Source organism: Paenibacillus sp. UMB7766-LJ446 (assembly GCF_030226665.1).
GTDB classification, from domain to species: domain Bacteria; phylum Bacillota; class Bacilli; order Paenibacillales; family Paenibacillaceae; genus Paenibacillus; species Paenibacillus vandeheii.
The window spans coordinates 33,743-53,999 of the sequence record NZ_JASOYM010000007.1; the positions used below are offsets into that span (position 1 = coordinate 33,743).

The window sequence follows — 20,257 nt, forward strand, 5'->3', positions numbered from 1 at the left end:
ATGATTCAGCACGCTTCATCTATCGATTGCGTTCAATTTATATGTTCAACGGGGAAAGGCAGCTGCCGCAGCAGGCTTTCGTTCCCACTCACACAAGACAGAGATCAGGCTCTCAATCGTTGCTTCTTCAGCCATCATGGTGACCTTCAAGCCTGCTGCTTCTGCCGTGTTCGCTGTAACAGGCCCGATACAAGCAACCTCTACGTTTTTCAATAAAGGCAAGGGATCCTGTAATCCCATCCGTTTTAGAATGTTCAGGAAATTAGTAACGGTGGATGAGCTCGTGAAGGTCATCGCATGAATGCCGCCCTCTTCGAGCAGCTTCAGCAGTTCATCGTCATCCTCGCCAGCCAGGATGGTGTCATAGATAATGGCCTCGGTGACCAAAAGCCCTCGCTCCCTCAACTGTTCCGGCAACCAGGTGCGAGCAAGATCTCCGTGCGGAAGCAGCACCTTCTGGCCTTCCTTCAGCTCACTTTCGAAAGCCTCCAGCATGCCTTCGGCCTGAAAAGGTCCTGGGATGACCTCGGCAACGATGCCATACTTACGCAATGCCTCCCCAGTGGAAGGTCCTACCGCAGCAATTCTCGCTTGATGGAGCGCACGGACATCCTTCCCCTGCTGCTCCAAATGACGGAAGAAAAAATCCACCCCGTTCACACTCGTGAAAAATACCCAGTCAAACGTATTTAACGCACCAAAAGCCTGTCTGACACTTTCCTGTGCCGACTCCGTTGATGGCATTACGGTCTCGATCACCGGAAATTCATAAGGTTCACCGCCAAGCTCCTCAATCCGGTTCACTAATTCACTAGCCTGACTGCGTGCCCGCGTTACCAGAATGCGTTTGCCAAACAGCGGCAGTGCTTCCGCCCATTTCAACTGCTCACGCTGGTTCACCACCTCACCTACAACAATGACAGCGGGCGGTTGGAAGTTTGCAGCAATGACTTTTGCTTCGATATCTTCTAGCGTGCCTGTTATCGTTTCCTGCTCTGCTCTTGTGCCCCAGCGAACCAATGCCACCGGTGTTTGTGCCGGGCGTCCATGGCGAATCAACTGTTCACTGATATATCCAATTTTGGAGACACCCATCATAAATATAAGTGTGCCTGTTGCATTCGTCACTTTATCCCAATGGATGCTGCGATCAAGCTTGTCCGGACTCTCATGCCCCGTAATGATGGAAATGGAGGAAGCATAGTCGCGGTGGGTCACAGGTATTCCGGCGTAAGCAGGTACACTTATGGCTGAGGTTACACCAGGTACAATTTCAAAAGGAACGCCATTTTTGCGTAGCAAGTCAGCCTCTTCGCCTACGCGTCCAAATATCGTCGGGTCTCCCCCTTTAAGTCGGACCACAACCTTACCTTCCAATGCAAGATCAACCAATAGCTGGTTGATTTCTTCCTGCTTCATCGTATGTCGATCCGGGCGTTTACCCACATATATCTTAACCGCGCCGGGCTTCATTTGTTTGAGTAGTCTTGGACTGGCCAATCGATCATACACTACTGCATCCGCTCTACCGATTGATTCCCAGCCCTTTACTGTAATCAGCTTGGCGTCCCCTGGACCTGCACCAACCAAAAAGACCTTTCCCACCATGTCTCTTCATCCCCTAACTTCTGCCAGTATCTGCTCTGCTCCCCGTTCAATCAATCTCCAAGCCACTTCTTCACCAAGACGAACCGGATCTTTGCCCGTCAAGGCTTCTTTAAGAATCAGCCCGCCATCCGGCGTTCCGACCATACCTGTTAATTGTAACGCGTTTTGTCCATTCGCGGAATCTGCATCTTGCTGTGGCACCCATACGGCATGAGCTCCAATCGGAACCTGACAGCCCCCATTCAATACACTAAGGAAGCGACGTTCAGCCAACACAGGAAATGCCGTTTCCGGGTCGTTGTACAACTGCAACAGATGAAGCAGTTCCGCATCTTCCTCACGGCACTCAATGCCGAGTGCACCCTGACCCACTGCAGGAAGACAAGCTTCCTCTGACAGATATTCCGTAATTCGATCCTGCCAGCCCATTCGATACAAACCTGCGGCAGCCAAAATAATGGCGTCCAGCCCTTCGGTCTCCAGCTTGCGCAGACGGGAATCAATATTACCACGAAGTGATTCAAGCTGCAGATCCGGACGATATGCTTTCAATTGACTGGAGCGACGCAGACTGCTCGTCCCCACTCTTGCGCCTTCCGGCAATTGATCCAAGGTAAGTCCCCCATTCGAAATCAGTGCGTCACGGGGATCTGCCCGGCGAGGAACAGCTCCGTTCGTTAACCCTTCAGGCAACTCCGAAGGCATATCCTTCATGCTATGAACAGCCATATCTATCGTGTGATCCAGCATCGCCTGTTCAATCTCTTTGACAAACAGACCTTTGCCTCCAACTTTGGACAAGGTTACATCGAGAATCAAATCCCCTTTTGTAACGATTTTATGTACTTCAAAGTCAAACGCTAATCCTTCTCGCTCACAAATATCACGTAAATCTTGAATTACATGGCCTGTCTGGGTCAAAGCAAGTGCGCTTTGTCTGCTTCCCACTTTTATTGTCCGCATGTCTACACGTCCTCCTGATTATGGGAAATCCAGTCCCCAATTTGTTCTTCTGTCCACCACTCAAACTGACCTGTACGGATATCTTCCAGCACATTCATCTCGGTTAAACGACGGAGTAATTTCCCCCTGACTTCTGGAGAAGATACACGTGCCTTTACTTCCATCCTCATCTGATACAAAAATTCAATATACGTCTCGTACTCATCTCCGAATTGCTGTTCCAATGTGTCACGAATTTCTGCTGCGGCCACAGGCCCTGCTCCAGCAGTCGATATCGCAATGCTCAGCCTTCCACGCCTGACCACACTTGGTGTAATAAAGGTGCTTCGTTCAGAAGATATGGCGTCATTCACCAGTATACCCGCATCTTCGGCTTCTTGGACAACCGCTGTATTCACTTCACTATGGTCCGTTGCTGCATATACGAGAAAGGCCCCCCGCAAATCTCCATTGCGGTAGGACCGGGCCAGCCATTGAATTCGGGAATCATAATGCAATTGTTGTAACGTTGGCGTAACTTCCGGACTAATCACCTTGATTTGCGCTTGCGCATGGAGCAGACCTTTTATTTTACGTTCAGCAACACGTCCGCCCCCAACCACGCAGCAAGACTTCCCTGATATATCTACAAATATGGGGGTGTAGCGTTCCATCTCCTTCACTCTCCCGTCCAACGATGAAACGCTGAATACGCATTGGATAAAAAACTGATAATGACAAAGCCGTATCCGATGAGCGTCCATCTCGCCATAATGACTGTGGAGAACTGTTTCCTTCTCTTAAAGACGAAGTATCCCACATAGATCGCCATGGCAAGCCCTGTGGCAATAACCTTGAGATCCAAGAGCAAGCTCCAGCGCGTTTCGGCTACGATAGACAATACCGCGAGCATAATTGAAACACCAAGGAGAGGTGTGCCAATCAGTGTAGCACCATCCATATATTTGCTGATCACTTCTAGACTCGGCAGACGACGTACGGTATCATTCCACTTTTTATTCTTGAGCTTGCGGTGCAAAAACAGATATAACATGGCAAATACAGCACCCACCGTCAGAGCTGCGAAGCCAAGATTCGCCAAGGTTATATGCATAATAAGCAATCCATGCACGGTCTGCCAATTATGCAGAGATATCTCGCCTGCTGTAAACCACAAACGGTTCAACACCGTAACCGAGAAACCAACCACGTTCAGCAACAAAATAACAAATTCAGAACGCTGGATACGAGTCATTACCAGAGACATCAGCACGATACTAAATGAAAATATAAACAAAAAATCAAACGTGGTGTAGATTGGAAAATGCCCTTCGGTTAACATGCGTAAAATGACATGGAGCACCTGAAGCGCCCATACAACAACAAGAAACCCTGTGCCTGTCCGCTTCGCCCCCGCATTGCGTCGAATGCAGTCCGAGAAATAGAACAGTAGGCTCAGGGCATACATATAGATTAAAGCTTCATAGATTTGTTCAGCTAGGGTCAAGCTGCCCACCCGCCTTATACGCCTGCCGGAGCATAAGCCGGCACGTGGTCTTGCCGGGAATCGTTAAGATGAACGGTATCCGGTTTGCGCAGAGCCGTGGCGTCGCTCTGGTTTACTTTCTCAGCGGCCACCTCTACTGCATCCTCCAGAGCAAAGATCTGAGTAAACATGCGCAGTGCTTCATCACCGTGCTTGGTTCCAGCCATTTCCTTGATCCGGTTGATCGGATCTGTCGTCATTTGATTCACGATACTTTTCGTCAAACGACGGATAACTTTACGCTGATGTTCATCCAGTTCAGGCAATTTATTGAACAGACTATCCATCGTTTCTTCATGAATGGAAGCGCCTTTTTCCTGCAATGCCCGAATTACAGGCCGAACGCCCAATGTTTTGAGCCATTGATAATAGTCTTCCATCTCAAGTTCAATCATTTTCTCGATCTTCGCAGCTTCCACCTTACGCATCTCCAGGTTACTCTCCACGATTCCTTCCAAATCATCAATATCATAAAGGAATACATTGGATAACTCGCCGATTGCGGGATCGATATCCCGAGGAACAGCAATATCAATCAGGAACAGAGGGCGTGATTGACGACGCTTCATGCTCTCTCGAACAACAGTGGCGTCCAGTACATATCTTTCTGCACCCGTCGAGCTGATGACAATATCCACCTCGTTCAGTCGCTCTAATGCCTGCTCCATCGTACAAGGGGTCCCCCGAAACTTCGCGGCCAATTCCTCAGCTCGCGCAAGTGTTCGATTCGCTACAATGACTTCAGAAGCTCCGTTGGTATAAAGATGTTTTACTGTAAGTTCACTCATTTTGCCGGCACCCAGAATCAGCACCTTCTTATCCGTGAACATGCCAAAGATACGCTTGCCCAGTTCAACAGCAGCATAACTTACAGATACCGCGCTCTCTCCGATCGATGTCTCCGAATGCGCGCGTTTCCCCAGCGTAACAGCCTGTTTGAACAGCATGTTAAACCAGGTCCCCGTAGCTTTCTCTTCCTGAGCTTTGAAAAAAGCTTGTTTCACTTGTCCAAGAATCTGAGTCTCGCCAATAACCATAGAGTCCAGCCCACAAATGACACGGAACAAATGGCGCATGGCTTGATCATCTTCATATATATATAAGTGTTGCGTAAATTCTTCCCGCGGAACATTAAACCATTGTTCCATGAACGTCCGAATAAAATAACCACACATGTGAAGACGGTCTACCACAACATACAACTCGGTACGGTTACATGTGGCTACGATTACACCTTCCAATACACTCTTGGTCAGCTTGAGCTGCTGCAGCGCTTCAGACAAGTCCTTTTCTGCAAATGTGAATCGTTCCCTAACCTCTACAGGCGCCGTGCGATAATTCAAACCAACGACAACGATGTGCATTGCAAGTTCACCTGCCTAATAAATTTCCAATCAAAGTGTTTTCTACATATGTTCATCCATTTATGATTGACATGGTTAATTATATCACACATCCATACAATGGCCGGGCCATTTTTATGAAATGTTTATGAAATCCACATGTAAATCATCTTATGCATTGTCATTTATTGTAGTGTCTCACCAATCTTCGCCCTTATGCGTTAAATACTTGTTTTAATAATAAAGATTCATGAAAACCCCATATAAAAAAATAGCCATGGAAGATTCCATGACTATTTGGGTTTAAGATGATCCTGGGTTCATCCCGATATGTGAACATTATTCATGCTGTCATAATTAAATCATGTATACCAGATCATTTGGTTTCATTTCTGGTGTCTCAACTTGCAATTCGCCCAATCCACGTACCAGTTTTTTTGCGTACGTTTTTTCCGGTTTTAATACGGATACCAGGTAATCAATGGCCAGTTGTGGGTCTACGGTCTCCCCGCAAGTGTAACAATCAATCGCTGCAAACCCTCTCTCAGGATACGTATGAATCGAGAGATGACTCTCAGACAATAGTACAAGCACTGTCGCTCCTTGTGGTTCAAACTGCTTGGATTGTACGGACATTACTGTCGCGCCACATGCCTCCGCTGCTTCAACCAGTTGAGCTTGCAAATACTCCGCACTGTTCAATAGATCAAAGTCTACACCCCAAACATCAACAGCAACGTGTCTTCCGAAAGTTGAATATTCCATCCTTCGGCGCCCCCTTCCTAGGAATAAAATGTTTGAAAATTTCATCCGCTAGGACCTACGTCATTCACTTCCCGAGGGAAAAATCTCTCGCAACATATAATGTCCTGAGTGAATCCTGGTTCCTATATTCTTTTCAACGAGATTAAAAATAACATCTAATCAAAAGGAATGCAACCCCTTTTAAGAAGAACAAAAAAATAAAAAAATCCAGTGTCCGTTAGACTCTCAAATTCAAAAAAATCCCCTTTCGCTACGCCTGGAATGTGCCAGATCAGAGCATAAGGGGACGGTTATTTAAATACTTGTATCATTCACACCTTCAGGTCAATAAGCCTCAAGCTCAAACAGCCGTTTCTGGTGAAGAGCAAGCTTTTCATCAATCTGCCGGAGTTGTTCAGAAGTAGACGCATCTTTTCTTGTATCGAGTAACGAATCAACCTCGGCGTATACCCAGTTTATCTCGCGTTCAATATCCCGAGCCTGGAACACACGCTGCAATTCAAGCAACGTATTTTTGTATTCGTAGATGACACGGATATTTTCACCGGTCTGCTCCACAATTTTACGGACAACGCCCTGAGTATAAACATACGTCATGGTGAACTCTTCATAAATTCGATGAACAACGCCGTCACCCTTAAAGGTCATAAAGAGCTTCCGAACTACGTTCGTCAGATGATGGTTCACCAGGCGGCAAGATAACTCACAGATGTAAAACCCTTCCCTACGGTCAAAAGGGAAATGAACTTCTTCTCCACTCACATCTACGAGCACAATTTCCTGGCAGCCATTCTCCATCACCTTCACACGTTGATGAATCCGGCCATCTTCTGTCATGCGCAAAAACTGATGCATCTGGGGTTCTGACAATTTCAAAGTGGCTTTAACATACTCTGTGGCTAATCGCTGAGCCATAAAAATCTCCTCAATTCTTTCCCGATTGTTTTGTCTTCCTGCACATGTGGCAGTGATCTCAAAATTCTTCAGGTCGGCAAGGCCGCTACTTTAGTACTGTTGGCACAAATGCACCTATACTCATTATACACTACCGTATTGCTATTTCACCCCAGGATAAAACGATGAATATCCACGAAAACCCAACAAAATATGGATTAATCCTTGATCTCCTCAAAGATACACCCAAGTTGCTCACTTTCCTGCATACACATGGCGTAATCCCCGGTTATCCGTTAATTTCGTGGTCTTCTTGACTCTCAGCCTCAGGCTCTTCTTCCGCTACAGCTTGACCGATTCCAGCATAGCGGGTGATGATCTCCCATAATTCTTCCTTACCTAAACCTTCTTCCGATGAAAACGGTACGAACAGATCCCCAGGACGGAGATCCAAAGCTTCTTTGATGACTTTTATATGTTTGGCTCTACGCGTTTTTGGAATCTTGTCCATCTTCGTCGCTACTACAACGAGAGGCAAGCCATGATGGCGAAGCCAGTCATTCATCATCATGTCATCCTTGGAAGGTTCATGTCTCATATCCACCATTTGCATAACCAGTTTCAATTCTTTCCGTTCCAGCAAATACTTCTCCATCATTTTGCCCCAGGCAAATCGCTGCTGCTTCGACACTTTGGCATAACCGTAGCCAGGGAAATCCACAAAATAGAGATCCTGATTGATCTTATAATAGTTCAGTTGCTGTGTCTTACCAGGGGTGGAACTCGTCCGAGCCAAATTTTTGCGATTAATCAAACGGTTGATCAAAGATGATTTCCCTACATTGGATCGTCCCGCCAATGCAATCTCGGGCAGGCCATCCTCGGGGTATTGTTCAGGCCGAACGGCACTGATAATAAATTCGGATTGATTTACTTTCATAATGTATCTGTCCTCTCTTGAACTCCTGTGCTCTTACTTATGGCTGCTGTTCGTATTATGCCATGGATTGTTCTATCATACCAAAAAAACCGTTCCAACGGACGCCAAAGCTTCCGCAGAACGGTTTACTCTTCATACGATCCCTCGTTTAACGGATTACAGGTGTATTCCTGCCTGTTCCACAAGCGCATGTTGCAGCACTTGATCCATATGGGCTACAGGAACAAATTCCACATCTTCCTTGATGCTATCCGGAATATCCCGCAGGTCCCGTTCGTTATCCTTGGGCAATAATATTTTTTTGTAACCGGCGCGGTGGGCCGCCAGTGATTTTTCCTTAAGTCCGCCAATTGGCAACACACGGCCACGCAGCGTTATTTCACCAGTCATGGCAACGTCTTTGGAGACATGCTTGTTCGTCAAAGCAGAGATCAACGCAGTCGCCATTGTAATCCCGGCAGATGGTCCATCCTTCGGAATGGCCCCTTCCGGAACGTGGATATGGATATCGTTCTTCTCGTGGAAGTCAGACGGGATGCCGAGCTGTGCAGCTTTGGACCGGGTATAGCTGAATGCTGCCTGAGCCGATTCCTTCATGACATCGCCCAGTTTACCTGTCAGCGTCAGTTTACCTGTTCCTGGTACAACCGTAACTTCAATGACAAGCGTATCCCCACCCACTTCAGTCCAAGCGAGACCTGTCACCGTACCGATCTGATCTTCCAGTTCGGCCATGCCATAGCGGAACTTGCCAGGGCCAAGGTAGTCTTTGACTTCATCCGATGTGATATTAATTTGACCTTCTACACCGGATACGATGTTTTTAGCCGCTTTCCGGCACAAAGACGCCATCTGCTGTTCCAGATTCCGCACACCGGATTCCCGTGTATATTCACGAATGACACGCATCAAGCTGTCATCCCCAATATTCAACTGATCTTCTTCCAGACCGTGATCCTGCTTCTGCTTCGGCAGCAAATAGTTTTTGGCAATTTGCAGCTTCTCCAGTTCAGTATATCCTGGAATATTGAGCATCTCCATCCGATCCAGAAGCGGACGTGGGATGTTATGCACTGTGTTCGCCGTTGTAATGAACATAACGTTAGATAAGTCAAACGGCAATTCTACAAAGTGGTCACTGAACGTGTTATTCTGTTCGGGATCAAGTACCTCAAGCAACGCTGCGGAAGGGTCTCCGCGGAAGTCCGAAGCCATTTTATCGATCTCGTCCAGCAGGAAAACTGGATTGAGTGAGCCCGCCGTTTTCATGCCCTGAATGATACGGCCTGGCATTGCTCCAACATAGGTACGACGATGTCCGCGAATTTCCGCTTCATCTCGCACACCACCCAGCGATATTCTGACAAATTCGCGTCCGAGTGATCTGGCAATGGAGCGGGCAAGCGACGTTTTGCCGACCCCTGGAGGTCCAACAAGACAAAGGATTGGCCCTTTAAGCTTTTTCACCAGCTTCTGAACAGCCAGATATTCCAGCACACGCTCTTTCGGTTTTTCCAAACCGTAATGATCTGCGTTTAGCACATCTTCAGCCTTTTGAATATCCAGATCGTCCGCTGTCATCTGTGTCCAAGGCAGCCCCAGCAACCAATCGACATAGTTGCGGATAACCCCGCCTTCGGCAGAACTAGATGGCATTTTCTCCAGTCGATCAATTTCTTTCTCAACCTTTTCCTTCACCTTGTCCGGCAAGCTTAGAGCCTCCATCTGATCTCGGAGCTCCTCAACCTCACCGGCACGGCCCTCTTTCTCACCCAGCTCTTTCTGAATCGCCTTCATCTGCTCACGAAGGTAGTATTCCTTCTGGGTTTTCTCCATCTGTTTCTTCACACGCTGACTGATTTTGCGTTCAAGCTCCAGTACTTCCCGCTCATTGTTCAGGATGTCCAGCAGCTTCTCCAGCCGTTCACGAACGTCGATGGTTTCCAAAATCTCCTGTTTGTCCTTGATTTTCAAAGACAGGTGACTTGTAATAACATCGGCCAATCGACCTGGTTCTTCGATATCAGACACAGCTGCAAGTGTCTCGGGTGTAACCTTTTTGGACAGATTAATATAATTTTCGAACTGGTTCAGAACCGTACGCATCAGCGCATCCGTTTCTGGATGACTGTTCTCCTCTTCAGGAAGCTCTAGTGCCAGCACTTCGTAATATTCCTCGTTATCCGTATATTCAATGATTTCAGCCCGTTCCAAGCCTTCCACAAGTACACGAATCGTCCCGTTTGGAAGCTTCAGCATCTGTCTGACCTTGGCAACCGTTCCGATTCTGAAAATATCCTCTTGTGTTGGTTCTTCAATATTTACCTCGGCTTGGGAACATAGGAGAATCAAATGTTCTTCTACCATCGCTTTTTCTAAAGCCTTGACCGATTTCTCCCGGCCCACATCGAGATGCAGTACCATACTCGGGTAGACGAGAAGTCCTCTTAAAGGCAGTAAAGGAAAACGACGACCTTTCGCTTTGCTCGGTCCCATCGCTTTCGCACCTCCAATGGCTCTCAGGTTGTAGTCATTCATTATTCTATCAAATGTTCACATAAAAAACCAATGAAGGGAAGCGCCTAACAGCTTCCCGAATCTGTAACCTGTCCTGGACGTGGCAAATCAGCACGTAAATATGAAGCGGATGCAGGTGGGAAAATCTCCGGTGCAGGTGTTGCTGACTCCTCCGCAAGGTTTAATTGTTTTGTTTGCTCTTCATTAGGTACCCAGTCAAATACTTCACGGAACACGTCTTCAACGGTATCGACCGGAACAACGCGTAAGCCATCCAGATTTTCAAAGATGGACTGCCAGTTCTCGGCGGGAATAATGACCGTCTTTGCACCCGCCTGGAATGCAGCTTCCACTTTGGCAAGTACACCACCGATTGGTTTTACCCGTCCATGGATACTGATCTCGCCAGTCATCGCTGTCTCGTGATCAATCGGACGGCCCTGGATGGCTGATGTAATGGCTGTGGCCATGGCAATCCCGGCAGACGGACCATCAATTGGCGTTCCACCTGGGAAGTTGACGTGTAAATCATAGTCGTTAGGACGAATGCCCATGGCCTTTAATACGGTTAACACATTTTCAACCGATCCTTTAGCCATACTTTTTCGCCGGAGCGTGCGCGAACCGCCTCCAATCTCTTCTTCATCCACAACTCCCGTGATGTTAATCCGTCCCTGATCTCGAAGAGCTGGAACAGCGGATACTTCGATCTCCAAAATGGTGCCCATATTGGGTCCATATACGGCCAAGCCATTCACAAAACCAATCTGTGGCTGCAAAGGAACCTTCCGATCTGGCCGGGGCTGAATCTGGCTGCTGCCAGCAACCCATTCCACATCCGACGCCTGCAGCGTTTCACGTTTTTCGGTCAAGGCCAGCCCAGCAGCGAGCTGAATAATGTTAACCGCCTCGCGTCCATTGGTTGCATATCGCTTGACTACATCAACGGCTTCTGGACATGGACTGAACCCGATTTTCTGAACAGCATCTTCCGCAATTCGCCCAATCTCTTCAGGAAGCAATGGACGGAAATAGACCTCCATGCACCGCGAGCGCAAGGCTGGAGGCAGTTCATGGGGCGAACGAGTCGTCGCTCCGACAAGACGAAAATCGGCTGGCAGACCATTTTGAAAAATATCGTGGATATAAGCAGGAGTATGCGTGTCTTCCGAGTTATAGTACGCACTTTCCAAAAAGACCTTGCGGTCCTCCAAGACTTTCAGCAGTTTATTCATCTGAATGGAATGCAGTTCACCGATCTCATCAATAAACAGCATTCCCCCATGTGCCTTCGTAACGGCACCCGGTTTCGGTTGAGGAATACCTGCTACGCCCATCGCTCCCGCTCCCTGATAGATCGGATCATGCACTGAACCAATCAAAGGGTCAGCAATACCCCGTTCATCGAAACGCGCCGTCGTGGCGTCAAGTTCCGTGAATTTGGCATCTGCCTTAAAGGGAGATGACGGATTCTTTTTGGCTTCCTCCAATACCACCCTTGCAGCGGCTGTTTTCCCCACCCCTGGTGGTCCATATATAATGACATGCTGTGGATTAGCACTGCATAGCGCAGCTTTAAGGGCGCGAAGTCCGTCTTTTTGCCCTACAATGTCATTGATGGTTGCTGGACGCGTCTTCTCTGCCAGAGGCTTGGTGAGTGAAATGGAGCGCAGCTTCCGCAGCTTCTCCAGTTCCTTGCGGGATTCACGCTCCACCGCACTGCGATTCGTTTTCTGGCCACGAAGCAAATTCCAGAAATACAAACCGATCACCACACCAAAAAATAACTGGATCATCATTATGACCATACCAAATTCCATGTCTCAACATCCTCCTGTTCTATCCCTATTCTCATATGAGATCATGCTAATACTTGGTAGTATAGCCTTTTCACCGAGACGTAAACGGGTGATCTGGAAATTGTATGTTTAAGAACAAAAAACAGCCCGTCATTGATGACGGGCTGTTACAGAAGTGATATGAATCAATCAGTGCGAGCGACCAGGAATAACTCCTGTCGTTTCATAGGCTTCCACGATGATGTCGATCTCTTTTTTCAATTCCTCAACCATGATTTCTTCCGGCACTTTACGGATCATTTTACCATGACGGAATAACAAACCTTCCCCGCGTGCACCGGCAATACCAATATCCGCTTCCTTCGCTTCACCCGGACCGTTAACCGCACAACCCAGCACCGATACTTTAATCGGCACCTTGAGTTTGGAAATATACTCTTCCACCTCATTAGCAATGGAGAAGAGATCGATATCCAAACGTCCACAGGTTGGACAGGAAATCAGCGTAGCTGCATTGGAGATCAGACCAAAGGTTTTGAGCAGGTCACGAGCAACCTTAATTTCTTCAACTGGATCCGCACTAAGCGATATCCGCATCGTCGAACCAATGCCCATAGATAACAAGGCACCCATACCCGCAGAACTTTTGATTGTACCCGAGAACAATGTACCCGCCTCGGTAATCCCCAGGTGTAAAGGATACTGAATGATTTGAGCCGCTTTGGTATAAGCTTCAATCGCCATCGGCACATCCGATGCTTTGAGAGACACGATAATATCGTGGAAATCCAATTCCTCGAGAATACCAATGTGATAAAGTGCACTTTCTACCATAGCATCAGCTGTTGGATAACCATATTTTTCAAGCAAATGATTTTCCAGAGAACCTGCGTTTACCCCGATCCGAATCGGAATACCCTTCTCTTTACAAGCTTTGACGACTTCCTCAACTTTGGAACGTTTACCGATATTACCGGGATTAATCCGTACTTTATCGATGCCGTTCTCAATCGCAAGGAGAGCCAGTTTATAATTAAAATGGATATCCGCTACGAGTGGAATATGAATCCGTTTCTTGATTTCCTTGATGGCCGCAGCAGCTTCCTCATTGTTCACCGTTACACGCACCACTTGACAGCCTGCTTCTTCCAAACGCAAAATCTCTGCCACGGTTGCCTCAACGTCTGCCGTTTTCGTTGTACACATGCTTTGAATGATGACCTCGTTGCTGCCACCAATCGTTAAGTTCCCCACTTTTACGGGACGTGTATCTTGTCTTAAAAACATGAGTGATTTCTCTCCCCACAACGTCAAAGCTCCACCCTGACAGAGACATGAAATCGTCTTCTGCCAGGAGTGGAGAACTGACAAGTCTATATTTCAGTGTTGAAACGGAATATTCACCTGTAGTTAGGCACTTTCTTCCTGCTTGTCGTCCTTCCTTTGACTCAGTTCAGGCACGACTCTCTTCTCAACGACCTCTTCAGTAATGACACAGTTCGTAACATCATCACGGGAAGGCACTTCGTACATAATCTCAAGCATAATGCCCTCGATAATCGCGCGCAGTCCACGTGCACCTGTGTTACGTTTAATGGCTTCCTTCGCAATCGCCAGCAATGCTCCTGGTTCGAACACCAGATTCACATTATCCAGCTCAAGCAGTTTTTGGTATTGTTTCGTAAGCGCATTTTTCGGCTCGGAAAGAATCCGTACCAATGTGTCTTCGTCCAGTGGCTCCAAAGTGGAGATGACTGGCAAACGGCCTACAAACTCCGGAATCAGACCAAATTTCAGCAAGTCTTCCGGCAATACCATACCCAGATATTCACCTGGTTTAAGATCTTTTTGTTCCGCAACGGTGTTAAAGCCAATGACTTTTTTACCGATCCGGCGTTTGATCATTTGCTCCAGCCCATCAAAGGCACCGCCGCAAATGAACAAGATGTTGGTGGTATCAATTTGAATGAATTCCTGATGTGGATGCTTACGGCCACCTTGTGGTGGTACAGAAGCTACAGTTCCTTCCAGGATTTTCAAAAGCGCCTGTTGAACTCCTTCACCCGATACATCACGTGTAATGGATGGGTTCTCGGATTTACGTGCTACTTTATCAATTTCATCGATATAAATAATGCCGCGCTCTGCTTTTTCCACATCATAATCAGCAGCTTGAATCAGCTTGAGCAGAATGTTCTCTACATCCTCGCCGACATAACCAGCTTCTGTCAATGAAGTCGCATCCGCAATAGCAAAAGGAACATTAAGGATTTTGGCCATCGTTTGCGCAAGCAACGTTTTACCTGAACCCGTAGGTCCTAACAGCAAAATGTTACTTTTTTGCAATTCAACGTCCTCAATCTTGCTTTGTGTGTTGATCCGTTTATAGTGATTGTAAACCGCAACAGACAAAGACTTCTTCGCCTGATCCTGTCCAATAACGTACTGGTCCAGAATATCACGGATTTCTTTTGGTTTTGGAATATCTTTGAGGTCCAGTTCTTCGTCATGACCGAGCTCTTCCTCAACGATTTCAGTGCAAAGTTCGATACATTCATCACAAATGTAAACGCCTGGTCCAGCGACCAGTTTGCGCACCTGTTCCTGAGATTTACCGCAAAAAGAGCATTTCAATTGCCCTTTCTCATCGTTAAATTTAAACATGAAACCACCCCTTTAGGAATTGATCGGTCTGCTGAGCACCTGGTCAATAATGCCGTACGTTTTGGCTTCCTCAGCACTCATGAAAAAGTCACGGTCTGTGTCCCGCTCGATTTTCTCAAGGGGTTGACCTGTACGATCGACGTATATTTGATTCAGTTTTTGACGTGTTTTAATAATCCATTCCGCGTGAATTTTGATATCCGCAGCCTGTCCTTGAACGCCGCCAAGCGGCTGATGAATCATCACTTCACTGTTCGTCAGTGCATATCGTTTGCCAGGAGCACCGGCTGTCAGCAATAACGAGCCCATGCTTGCTGCCATACCTACGCAAATGGTTGATACATCCGGTTTGATATATTGCATCGTATCGTATATACCCATCCCTGCGGTGACAGAACCACCAGGTGAATTAATGTACAGGCTGATATCCTTCTCAGGATCGTCGGCTGCCAAAAACAAAAGCTGTGCTATGACAAGATTGGCTACATCGTCATCAATCGCACTGGTTAGAAAAATAATGCGATCCTTCAGCAAACGCGAATATATATCGTAAGAACGCTCGCCTCGATTGGTTTGTTCTACAACCATTGGCACCAGACTCATGAGACCAACCTCTTTTCTACATGTAATTAGACATAGGCTACCTGTAAAGCAAACCCAAATTCATTCTAACACGTTCCTGTGACAATGTCATTTTTCACAAGCGGTGTCAAGCCTAAGTGAGTTTACTTTTTAGCCTGATCATATTTAACCATGTTTTCTATGTATGTGCAAATCGGAGCAATCCTATGCCGTTTCGCCTTTTTTTTATTTGCAGGAGAACCATAGGACGTTGAATATGCATCAGCGACACCAAGAAAAAATCACATCCATATAATTACTGAATCCTCTATAAAATGGATGCCATAATTTAAAAATAAGGCACGCAATGATTCACGTGCCTTATCGTTTATTCAGCTGTTCATTACATAACAGCTTGTCTTATTTTTCGTCAGCTTCTGCAGCAACTTCTTCAGCTGGAGCTTCAACAGCTTCAACGACTTTGCTGTTCTCAACGAGAACATCGATCGTTTTACGCAGTTTCACTTCATCACGAAGGCTGTCCAGGGAACCATTACCCTCAAGAATGCCACGAATCTCTTCAGCAGGACGCTTGTAGGATTCAGCCATTTTTTCGAGTTCTTGGTTAACTTCTTCGTCAGACACTTCGATGTTCTCCGCTTTACCAACTGCTTCAAGAACCAGGTTGTTGCGAACACGTTTGGAAGCATCTTCCTGCATTTGTCCTCTCAGGTCAGCTTGAGTTTGACCGGAGAAGCTCAGGAACATTTCCAAGTTCATACCTTGGTTGCGCAGACGGTTGTCGAAATCACGCATCATGTTTTGTACTTCGCTGTCAATCATTGCAGAAGGAATGTCCACTTCAGCATTTTCAGCCACTTTTTCTACAACAGCATTTTCTTGAGCTGCTTTGGCTTCGTCTGCTTTACGGGATTCCAATTGTGTTTTCAGATCAGCTTTGTACTCTTCCAGCGTATCGAATTCGCTAACATCTTTTGCAAACTCGTCATCCAGTTCAGGAAGTTGTTTACGTTTGATTTCATGCACTTTCACTTTGAATACCGCTTGTTTGCCAGCCAGTTCAGCTGCATGGTAGCTCTCTGGGAAAGTCACTTCAACGTCTTTGAAGTCGCCAGTGGACAGACCCAAAACCTGCTCTTCAAATCCTGGGATGAACGTATTGGAACCAAGTTCCAGGGAATAACGTTCAGCTTGTCCGCCTTCGAACGGTACACCATCAACGGAACCGTCAAAGTCGATTACAGCAACATCGCCGTTTTGTGCAGAGCCTTCGTCGATAACAACGAGTTCTGCGTGACGTTGTTGAAGACGCTCGAGTTCTTCAGTCACTTCTACATCCGTTACTTCATGTTTGGCTACAGCAACTTCAACGCCTTTGTAGTCACCCAGTGTAACTTCAGGTTTAACCGTTACTTTCGCTTTGAACTTGAATACTTGTCCTTTAGCGAATTGTTCCACATCTACATCTGGGCGATCAACCGGGAAGATATCCGTTTGGTCGATTGCTTCTGTGTAAGCTTCAGGAAGCAAAATGTCAATTGCTTCTTGATACAAGCTTTCCACACCAAAACGAGCTTCGAAGATTGGACGTGGAACTTTACCTTTACGGAATCCAGGTACGTTTGCTTGTTTAACTACTTTATTAAAAGCTTTGTCGAGTGCTGCAGTTACACGATCTGCACCCACTTCAACCTCAAGAACCCCAAGGTTCTTCTCTATCTTTTCCCAAGTTGCTTTCATTGTATACTTTCCCCTCCAAAATTCACATGTTCACGTAGACAATCACGTACAAAATAACCATTTTAGTATAAACAAGATTAGATTCTTTTTCAAGGGGAATCCCTTGATAGGGTTTGAGGAAAACGTTTCCGGCTCCTATTAACCGTCCAATCCGGCAGATACAAACTGTTTCATTGATCGATATGCTTGCTCCAGGCGAAAGCGCATCGCCCCTGTCACAGCATACATTGAGCGAGTATCTTCCTCGTCATGCGAACCGCCCAGACTATCTGCAACGGTCATATGTAGAGCGGCTGCCCATATATCTGTCATGGAATCATTTTCTTCCAACATGGACATATAATCACGGGTTCCATACACAGCCATAACATATTGAATCCACAGTTCTTGTGCAAAATAAAAGAGTGTAGGCTCATGAACCTCCGTCTGATCTGCCACCCTTTCAAGAATCTGAACAATCTGAAGCGGGAAATCCTCAGGTCTAAGTGGAACGGTATCAATCTCCACTTCAACCGGCTCTTCCCCACGAGTAAACGCAATAATGCCTTGAACACCACGACGGCGTAATGTCTGAAGCACACGGAACTGTAGCAAAGGATGCAGTGTCTTGTCTTTCAGCCATCCGGTAAGCGAATCATCAATTTCTGGCCGATCGAGATAAGCAAGCTGCTCCAGCGCCAACATTGTCTGATCAGATAAAGGTTCCTCCATCACGGTACGAAGCAATTTATCCGCATAGCCATTATCCTGCTCAAGCTTGGACCTCGCATGTTGGCGTGCCATGTCCTCTTCACTGACTTCCTCTGCCTCACGCTCTTCAAGGACCACTGGTAAATCTTCTCCATAGTGAGGGAAAGCAGCTTCAAGCCATTCGAGCAACGCTCGCCATTCGTCATAATGCCGCTCTTCCTGTCCTTGGCATTGCAGCAAAAAGCGAAGCAGGTCCATCGCTTCACCATAGCGTTCATTTTCAAGCATAACCGTCAATTGAATCTGGTAATAGTCCAGCGTCTTAGGAAACAGCACGATATTGTTGCTATGCTCGGTTTCGGGGGTCGTGGATTCCTTAATAGGAGCACCTCCTCTGTATCCTGAATCTCCAGTCGCAATCAACCATAAATAGATGTATATTAAACGATAGTCGATCTATTTTTTGAGTTCTTCTGATATTCTAACATAACCTTAATTATAATGAAAAAAACGTTACTGCCGCCAAATATCATATACGAAAAATAATTTAAAATAAAATGTTTGATATTCATCATTATTTATGATAAAATCAATTTTGCTTGAAAAAATCCATGTCTCAGTAGCTCAGCTGGATAGAGCAACGCCCTTCTAAGGCGTCGGTCGGGGGTTCGAATCCCTCCTGGGACGTAATAAGAAAAGCTTCCTTCGGGGAGCTTTTTTTGCGTTCTGGGGATGATCGGATACGTTCATTGTCTGATGTTGACATGGAATGTTATGCTGGTTTGTGTGTATGTATGTATCAATGCATACATATTAGACAAATAAAACATAGGAGATTAATCATGCCCTCATCTTTACAACAAAACTCACCTAACCAGTCTGCAGTCGATAATTCATCGTCAGCATCCATGAAACTTGGACTCTTACTGGCAGGCATTATCGTTATTGCAGCGACAATGCGTTCACCGATTACGGCAACAGGTCCAATCGTGGATCTGATTCGAACAGATACAGGAATAAGTCATACCATGGCAGGCTTGCTGACCTCTCTTCCTTTGCTTGCCTTTGCGGCAATCTCTCCCTTCGCTCCAAAATTAGCGCGAAGATTTGGACTTGAAACTGCTCTGTTAACTGCCATAATTCTTGTGACCGTAGGTGTAGCCCTCCGGTTCATACCCTCTGTTCCCGTTCTCTTCGCAGGAACAGCAATTCTCGGATGCGGCATTGCCCTGAGCAACGTATTGCTGCCCAGTCTGATCAAGCGGGATTTCCCATTGCGTGTAGGACTTGTTACCGGTCTCTATTCCGTGTCCATGAATATATGGGGCGCTATCGCCTCAGGAATCAGCGTTCCGGCGGCAGGGTTAACCTCCATGGGATGGCATGCCTCACTCGGCATGTGGGCTATACTGTCCATTCTGGCCCTGATTCTCTGGCTGCCTCACGTCCGTTCTGGACGGCGCGGCGAAGTTTACGTGGCTTCGAGAAAGGAAACGAAGCCGGTTCGTCTTATTTCATCTTCCTTAGCATGGCATGTCACACTGTTCATGGGACTGCAATCTCTAATTTTTTACACTACAATTACTTGGCTGCCTGAGGTTCTATCTGATCAGGGTTTCAGTTCCTCTTCAGCGGGCTGGATGCTATCCCTGATGCAAATGGTTAGTGTTCCGGTAACGTTCATCGTTCCGATTCTGGCTGGACGAATGAAAGATCAACGTGGGTTGACAGCAATTACAGGCTCCTGTCTGATTCTGGGATACGCATTCCTTCTAAGCGGTATTTCCTCTCTCGTAACTGTCGGTGTTACTTTGGCCGGAGTTGGAGCCGGAGCATCGTTCGGACTTGTAACCATGTTTTTCGTACTGCGTACGGCTGATGCAAGACAGGCTGCGGGACTTTCAGGAATGGCTCAATCCTTTGGGTACATGCTGGCGGCCTTCGGACCTTTGCTGTTCGGCGTGCTTCATGACTGGACAAAAGGATGGACCCTTCCGTTGCTGGTACAGGTTATCCTTGCCATTGTTTTACTGATCGCAGGGATCAAGGCCAGCAAGAATCGAGTGATTGGTTAGATTTAAAAAAAGGATAACTTCTGTCAAATATTTTGACGTTTAATTACGCTCCCCTTGAGTGCAGGCTAATAAAACCTGTCACCCAAGGGGAGCGTTTCGTTATAAAAGTGTAGCTATCCATTCATGTGGCAATAAAAGACCAAAATAAAAAA

16 protein-coding genes and 1 tRNA gene are annotated in these 20,257 nt (G+C 46.7%); 2 read left to right on the plus strand and 15 right to left on the minus strand.

The window, feature by feature from the left end; all coding sequences use genetic code 11:
• Positions 1–45 precede the first annotated feature (45 nt).
• The 15 genes from cobA to QP794_RS18040 all read right to left on the minus strand — a co-directional run bounded on the left by cobA (position 46) and on the right by QP794_RS18040 (position 18,453).
• On the minus strand, positions 46–1,608 hold the full coding sequence (gene cobA, locus QP794_RS17970) for a uroporphyrinogen-III C-methyltransferase (RefSeq protein ID WP_285078337.1): 1,563 nt from the start codon (positions 1,606–1,608) through the stop codon (positions 46–48).
• 6 nt (positions 1,609–1,614) lie between these two features.
• Positions 1,615–2,571 (minus strand): hydroxymethylbilane synthase, encoded by a 957-nt coding sequence (hemC, locus tag QP794_RS17975; protein ID WP_285078338.1) that lies wholly within the window; start codon positions 2,569–2,571, stop codon positions 1,615–1,617.
• Positions 2,572–2,573: 2 nt separating this feature from the next.
• Positions 2,574–3,224: a precorrin-2 dehydrogenase/sirohydrochlorin ferrochelatase family protein gene (locus QP794_RS17980; RefSeq protein WP_285078339.1), complete on the minus strand. Its 651-nt coding sequence runs from the start codon at positions 3,222–3,224 to the stop codon at positions 2,574–2,576.
• A 5-nt stretch (positions 3,225–3,229) separates the two neighbouring features.
• On the minus strand, positions 3,230–4,057 hold the full coding sequence (ccsA, locus tag QP794_RS17985; protein WP_024633984.1) for a cytochrome c biogenesis protein CcsA: 828 nt from the start codon (positions 4,055–4,057) through the stop codon (positions 3,230–3,232).
• Between the two features lie 14 nt (positions 4,058–4,071).
• The gene (gene hemA / locus QP794_RS17990) at positions 4,072–5,460 is read right to left on the minus strand and encodes a glutamyl-tRNA reductase (protein WP_285078340.1); all 1,389 of its coding nucleotides are present in this window, start codon (positions 5,458–5,460) and stop codon (positions 4,072–4,074) included.
• 336 nt (positions 5,461–5,796) lie between these two features.
• On the minus strand, positions 5,797–6,204 hold the full coding sequence (gene speD, locus QP794_RS17995) for an adenosylmethionine decarboxylase (RefSeq protein WP_024633986.1): 408 nt from the start codon (positions 6,202–6,204) through the stop codon (positions 5,797–5,799).
• Positions 6,205–6,528: 324 nt separating this feature from the next.
• Complete coding sequence (locus QP794_RS18000) at positions 6,529–7,119, minus strand: non-ribosomal peptide synthetase module (protein WP_285078341.1); 591 nt, start codon at positions 7,117–7,119, stop codon at positions 6,529–6,531.
• Between the two features lie 268 nt (positions 7,120–7,387).
• On the minus strand, positions 7,388–8,038 hold the full coding sequence (gene yihA / locus QP794_RS18005; RefSeq protein ID WP_285078342.1) for a ribosome biogenesis GTP-binding protein YihA/YsxC: 651 nt from the start codon (positions 8,036–8,038) through the stop codon (positions 7,388–7,390).
• A 156-nt stretch (positions 8,039–8,194) separates the two neighbouring features.
• On the minus strand, positions 8,195–10,534 hold the full coding sequence (gene lon, locus QP794_RS18010) for an endopeptidase La (protein WP_285078519.1): 2,340 nt from the start codon (positions 10,532–10,534) through the stop codon (positions 8,195–8,197).
• 86 nt (positions 10,535–10,620) lie between these two features.
• Entirely contained in the window at positions 10,621–12,375 is a 1,755-nt protein-coding gene (lonB, locus tag QP794_RS18015) for an ATP-dependent protease LonB (RefSeq protein ID WP_024633990.1), read from the minus strand.
• Between the two features lie 168 nt (positions 12,376–12,543).
• On the minus strand, positions 12,544–13,641 hold the full coding sequence (gene ispG, locus QP794_RS18020; RefSeq protein WP_024633991.1) for a flavodoxin-dependent (E)-4-hydroxy-3-methylbut-2-enyl-diphosphate synthase: 1,098 nt from the start codon (positions 13,639–13,641) through the stop codon (positions 12,544–12,546).
• A gap of 123 nt (positions 13,642–13,764) precedes the next feature.
• On the minus strand, positions 13,765–15,018 hold the full coding sequence (clpX, locus tag QP794_RS18025) for an ATP-dependent protease ATP-binding subunit ClpX (RefSeq protein ID WP_079347367.1): 1,254 nt from the start codon (positions 15,016–15,018) through the stop codon (positions 13,765–13,767).
• Between the two features lie 12 nt (positions 15,019–15,030).
• Positions 15,031–15,621 (minus strand): ATP-dependent Clp endopeptidase proteolytic subunit ClpP, encoded by a 591-nt coding sequence (gene clpP, locus QP794_RS18030; protein WP_024633993.1) that lies wholly within the window; start codon positions 15,619–15,621, stop codon positions 15,031–15,033.
• Positions 15,622–15,999: 378 nt separating this feature from the next.
• Entirely contained in the window at positions 16,000–17,340 is a 1,341-nt protein-coding gene (gene tig, locus QP794_RS18035; RefSeq protein ID WP_024633994.1) for a trigger factor, read from the minus strand.
• 138 nt (positions 17,341–17,478) lie between these two features.
• Entirely contained in the window at positions 17,479–18,453 is a 975-nt protein-coding gene (locus tag QP794_RS18040; RefSeq protein WP_483311923.1) for a hypothetical protein, read from the minus strand.
• A gap of 190 nt (positions 18,454–18,643) precedes the next feature.
• Here QP794_RS18040 and QP794_RS18045 point away from each other — a divergent pair.
• A tRNA-Arg gene (locus QP794_RS18045) sits at positions 18,644–18,717 on the plus strand.
• A gap of 155 nt (positions 18,718–18,872) precedes the next feature.
• Complete coding sequence (locus QP794_RS18050) at positions 18,873–20,105, plus strand: CynX/NimT family MFS transporter (protein WP_285078343.1); 1,233 nt, start codon at positions 18,873–18,875, stop codon at positions 20,103–20,105.
• Positions 20,106–20,257 lie beyond the last annotated feature (152 nt).

What these genes read in the sequence shown, in the direction of transcription:
- ispG (WP_024633991.1), bottom strand. Translation starts at nt 13,641, where the DNA reads ATGTTTTTAAGACAAGATACACGTCCCGTAAAAGTGGGGAACTTAACG.
- hemC (WP_285078338.1), bottom strand. Translation starts at nt 2,571, where the DNA reads ATGCGGACAATAAAAGTGGGAAGCAGACAAAGCGCACTTGCTTTGACC.
- speD (WP_024633986.1), bottom strand. Translation starts at nt 6,204, where the DNA reads ATGGAATATTCAACTTTCGGAAGACACGTTGCTGTTGATGTTTGGGGT.
- QP794_RS18000 (WP_285078341.1), bottom strand. Translation starts at nt 7,119, where the DNA reads ATGGCTCAGCGATTAGCCACAGAGTATGTTAAAGCCACTTTGAAATTG.
- lon (WP_285078519.1), bottom strand. Translation starts at nt 10,534, where the DNA reads ATGGGACCGAGCAAAGCGAAAGGTCGTCGTTTTCCTTTACTGCCTTTA.
- yihA (WP_285078342.1), bottom strand. Translation starts at nt 8,038, where the DNA reads ATGAAAGTAAATCAATCCGAATTTATTATCAGTGCCGTTCGGCCTGAA.
- clpX (WP_079347367.1), bottom strand. Translation starts at nt 15,018, where the DNA reads ATGTTTAAATTTAACGATGAGAAAGGGCAATTGAAATGCTCTTTTTGC.
- hemA (WP_285078340.1), bottom strand. Translation starts at nt 5,460, where the DNA reads ATGCACATCGTTGTCGTTGGTTTGAATTATCGCACGGCGCCTGTAGAG.
- clpP (WP_024633993.1), bottom strand. Translation starts at nt 15,621, where the DNA reads ATGAGTCTGGTGCCAATGGTTGTAGAACAAACCAATCGAGGCGAGCGT.
- QP794_RS18050 (WP_285078343.1), top strand. Translation starts at nt 18,873, where the DNA reads ATGCCCTCATCTTTACAACAAAACTCACCTAACCAGTCTGCAGTCGAT.
- tig (WP_024633994.1), bottom strand. Translation starts at nt 17,340, where the DNA reads ATGAAAGCAACTTGGGAAAAGATAGAGAAGAACCTTGGGGTTCTTGAG.
- lonB (WP_024633990.1), bottom strand. Translation starts at nt 12,375, where the DNA reads ATGGAATTTGGTATGGTCATAATGATGATCCAGTTATTTTTTGGTGTG.
- QP794_RS17980 (WP_285078339.1), bottom strand. Translation starts at nt 3,224, where the DNA reads ATGGAACGCTACACCCCCATATTTGTAGATATATCAGGGAAGTCTTGC.
- cobA (WP_285078337.1), bottom strand. Translation starts at nt 1,608, where the DNA reads ATGGTGGGAAAGGTCTTTTTGGTTGGTGCAGGTCCAGGGGACGCCAAG.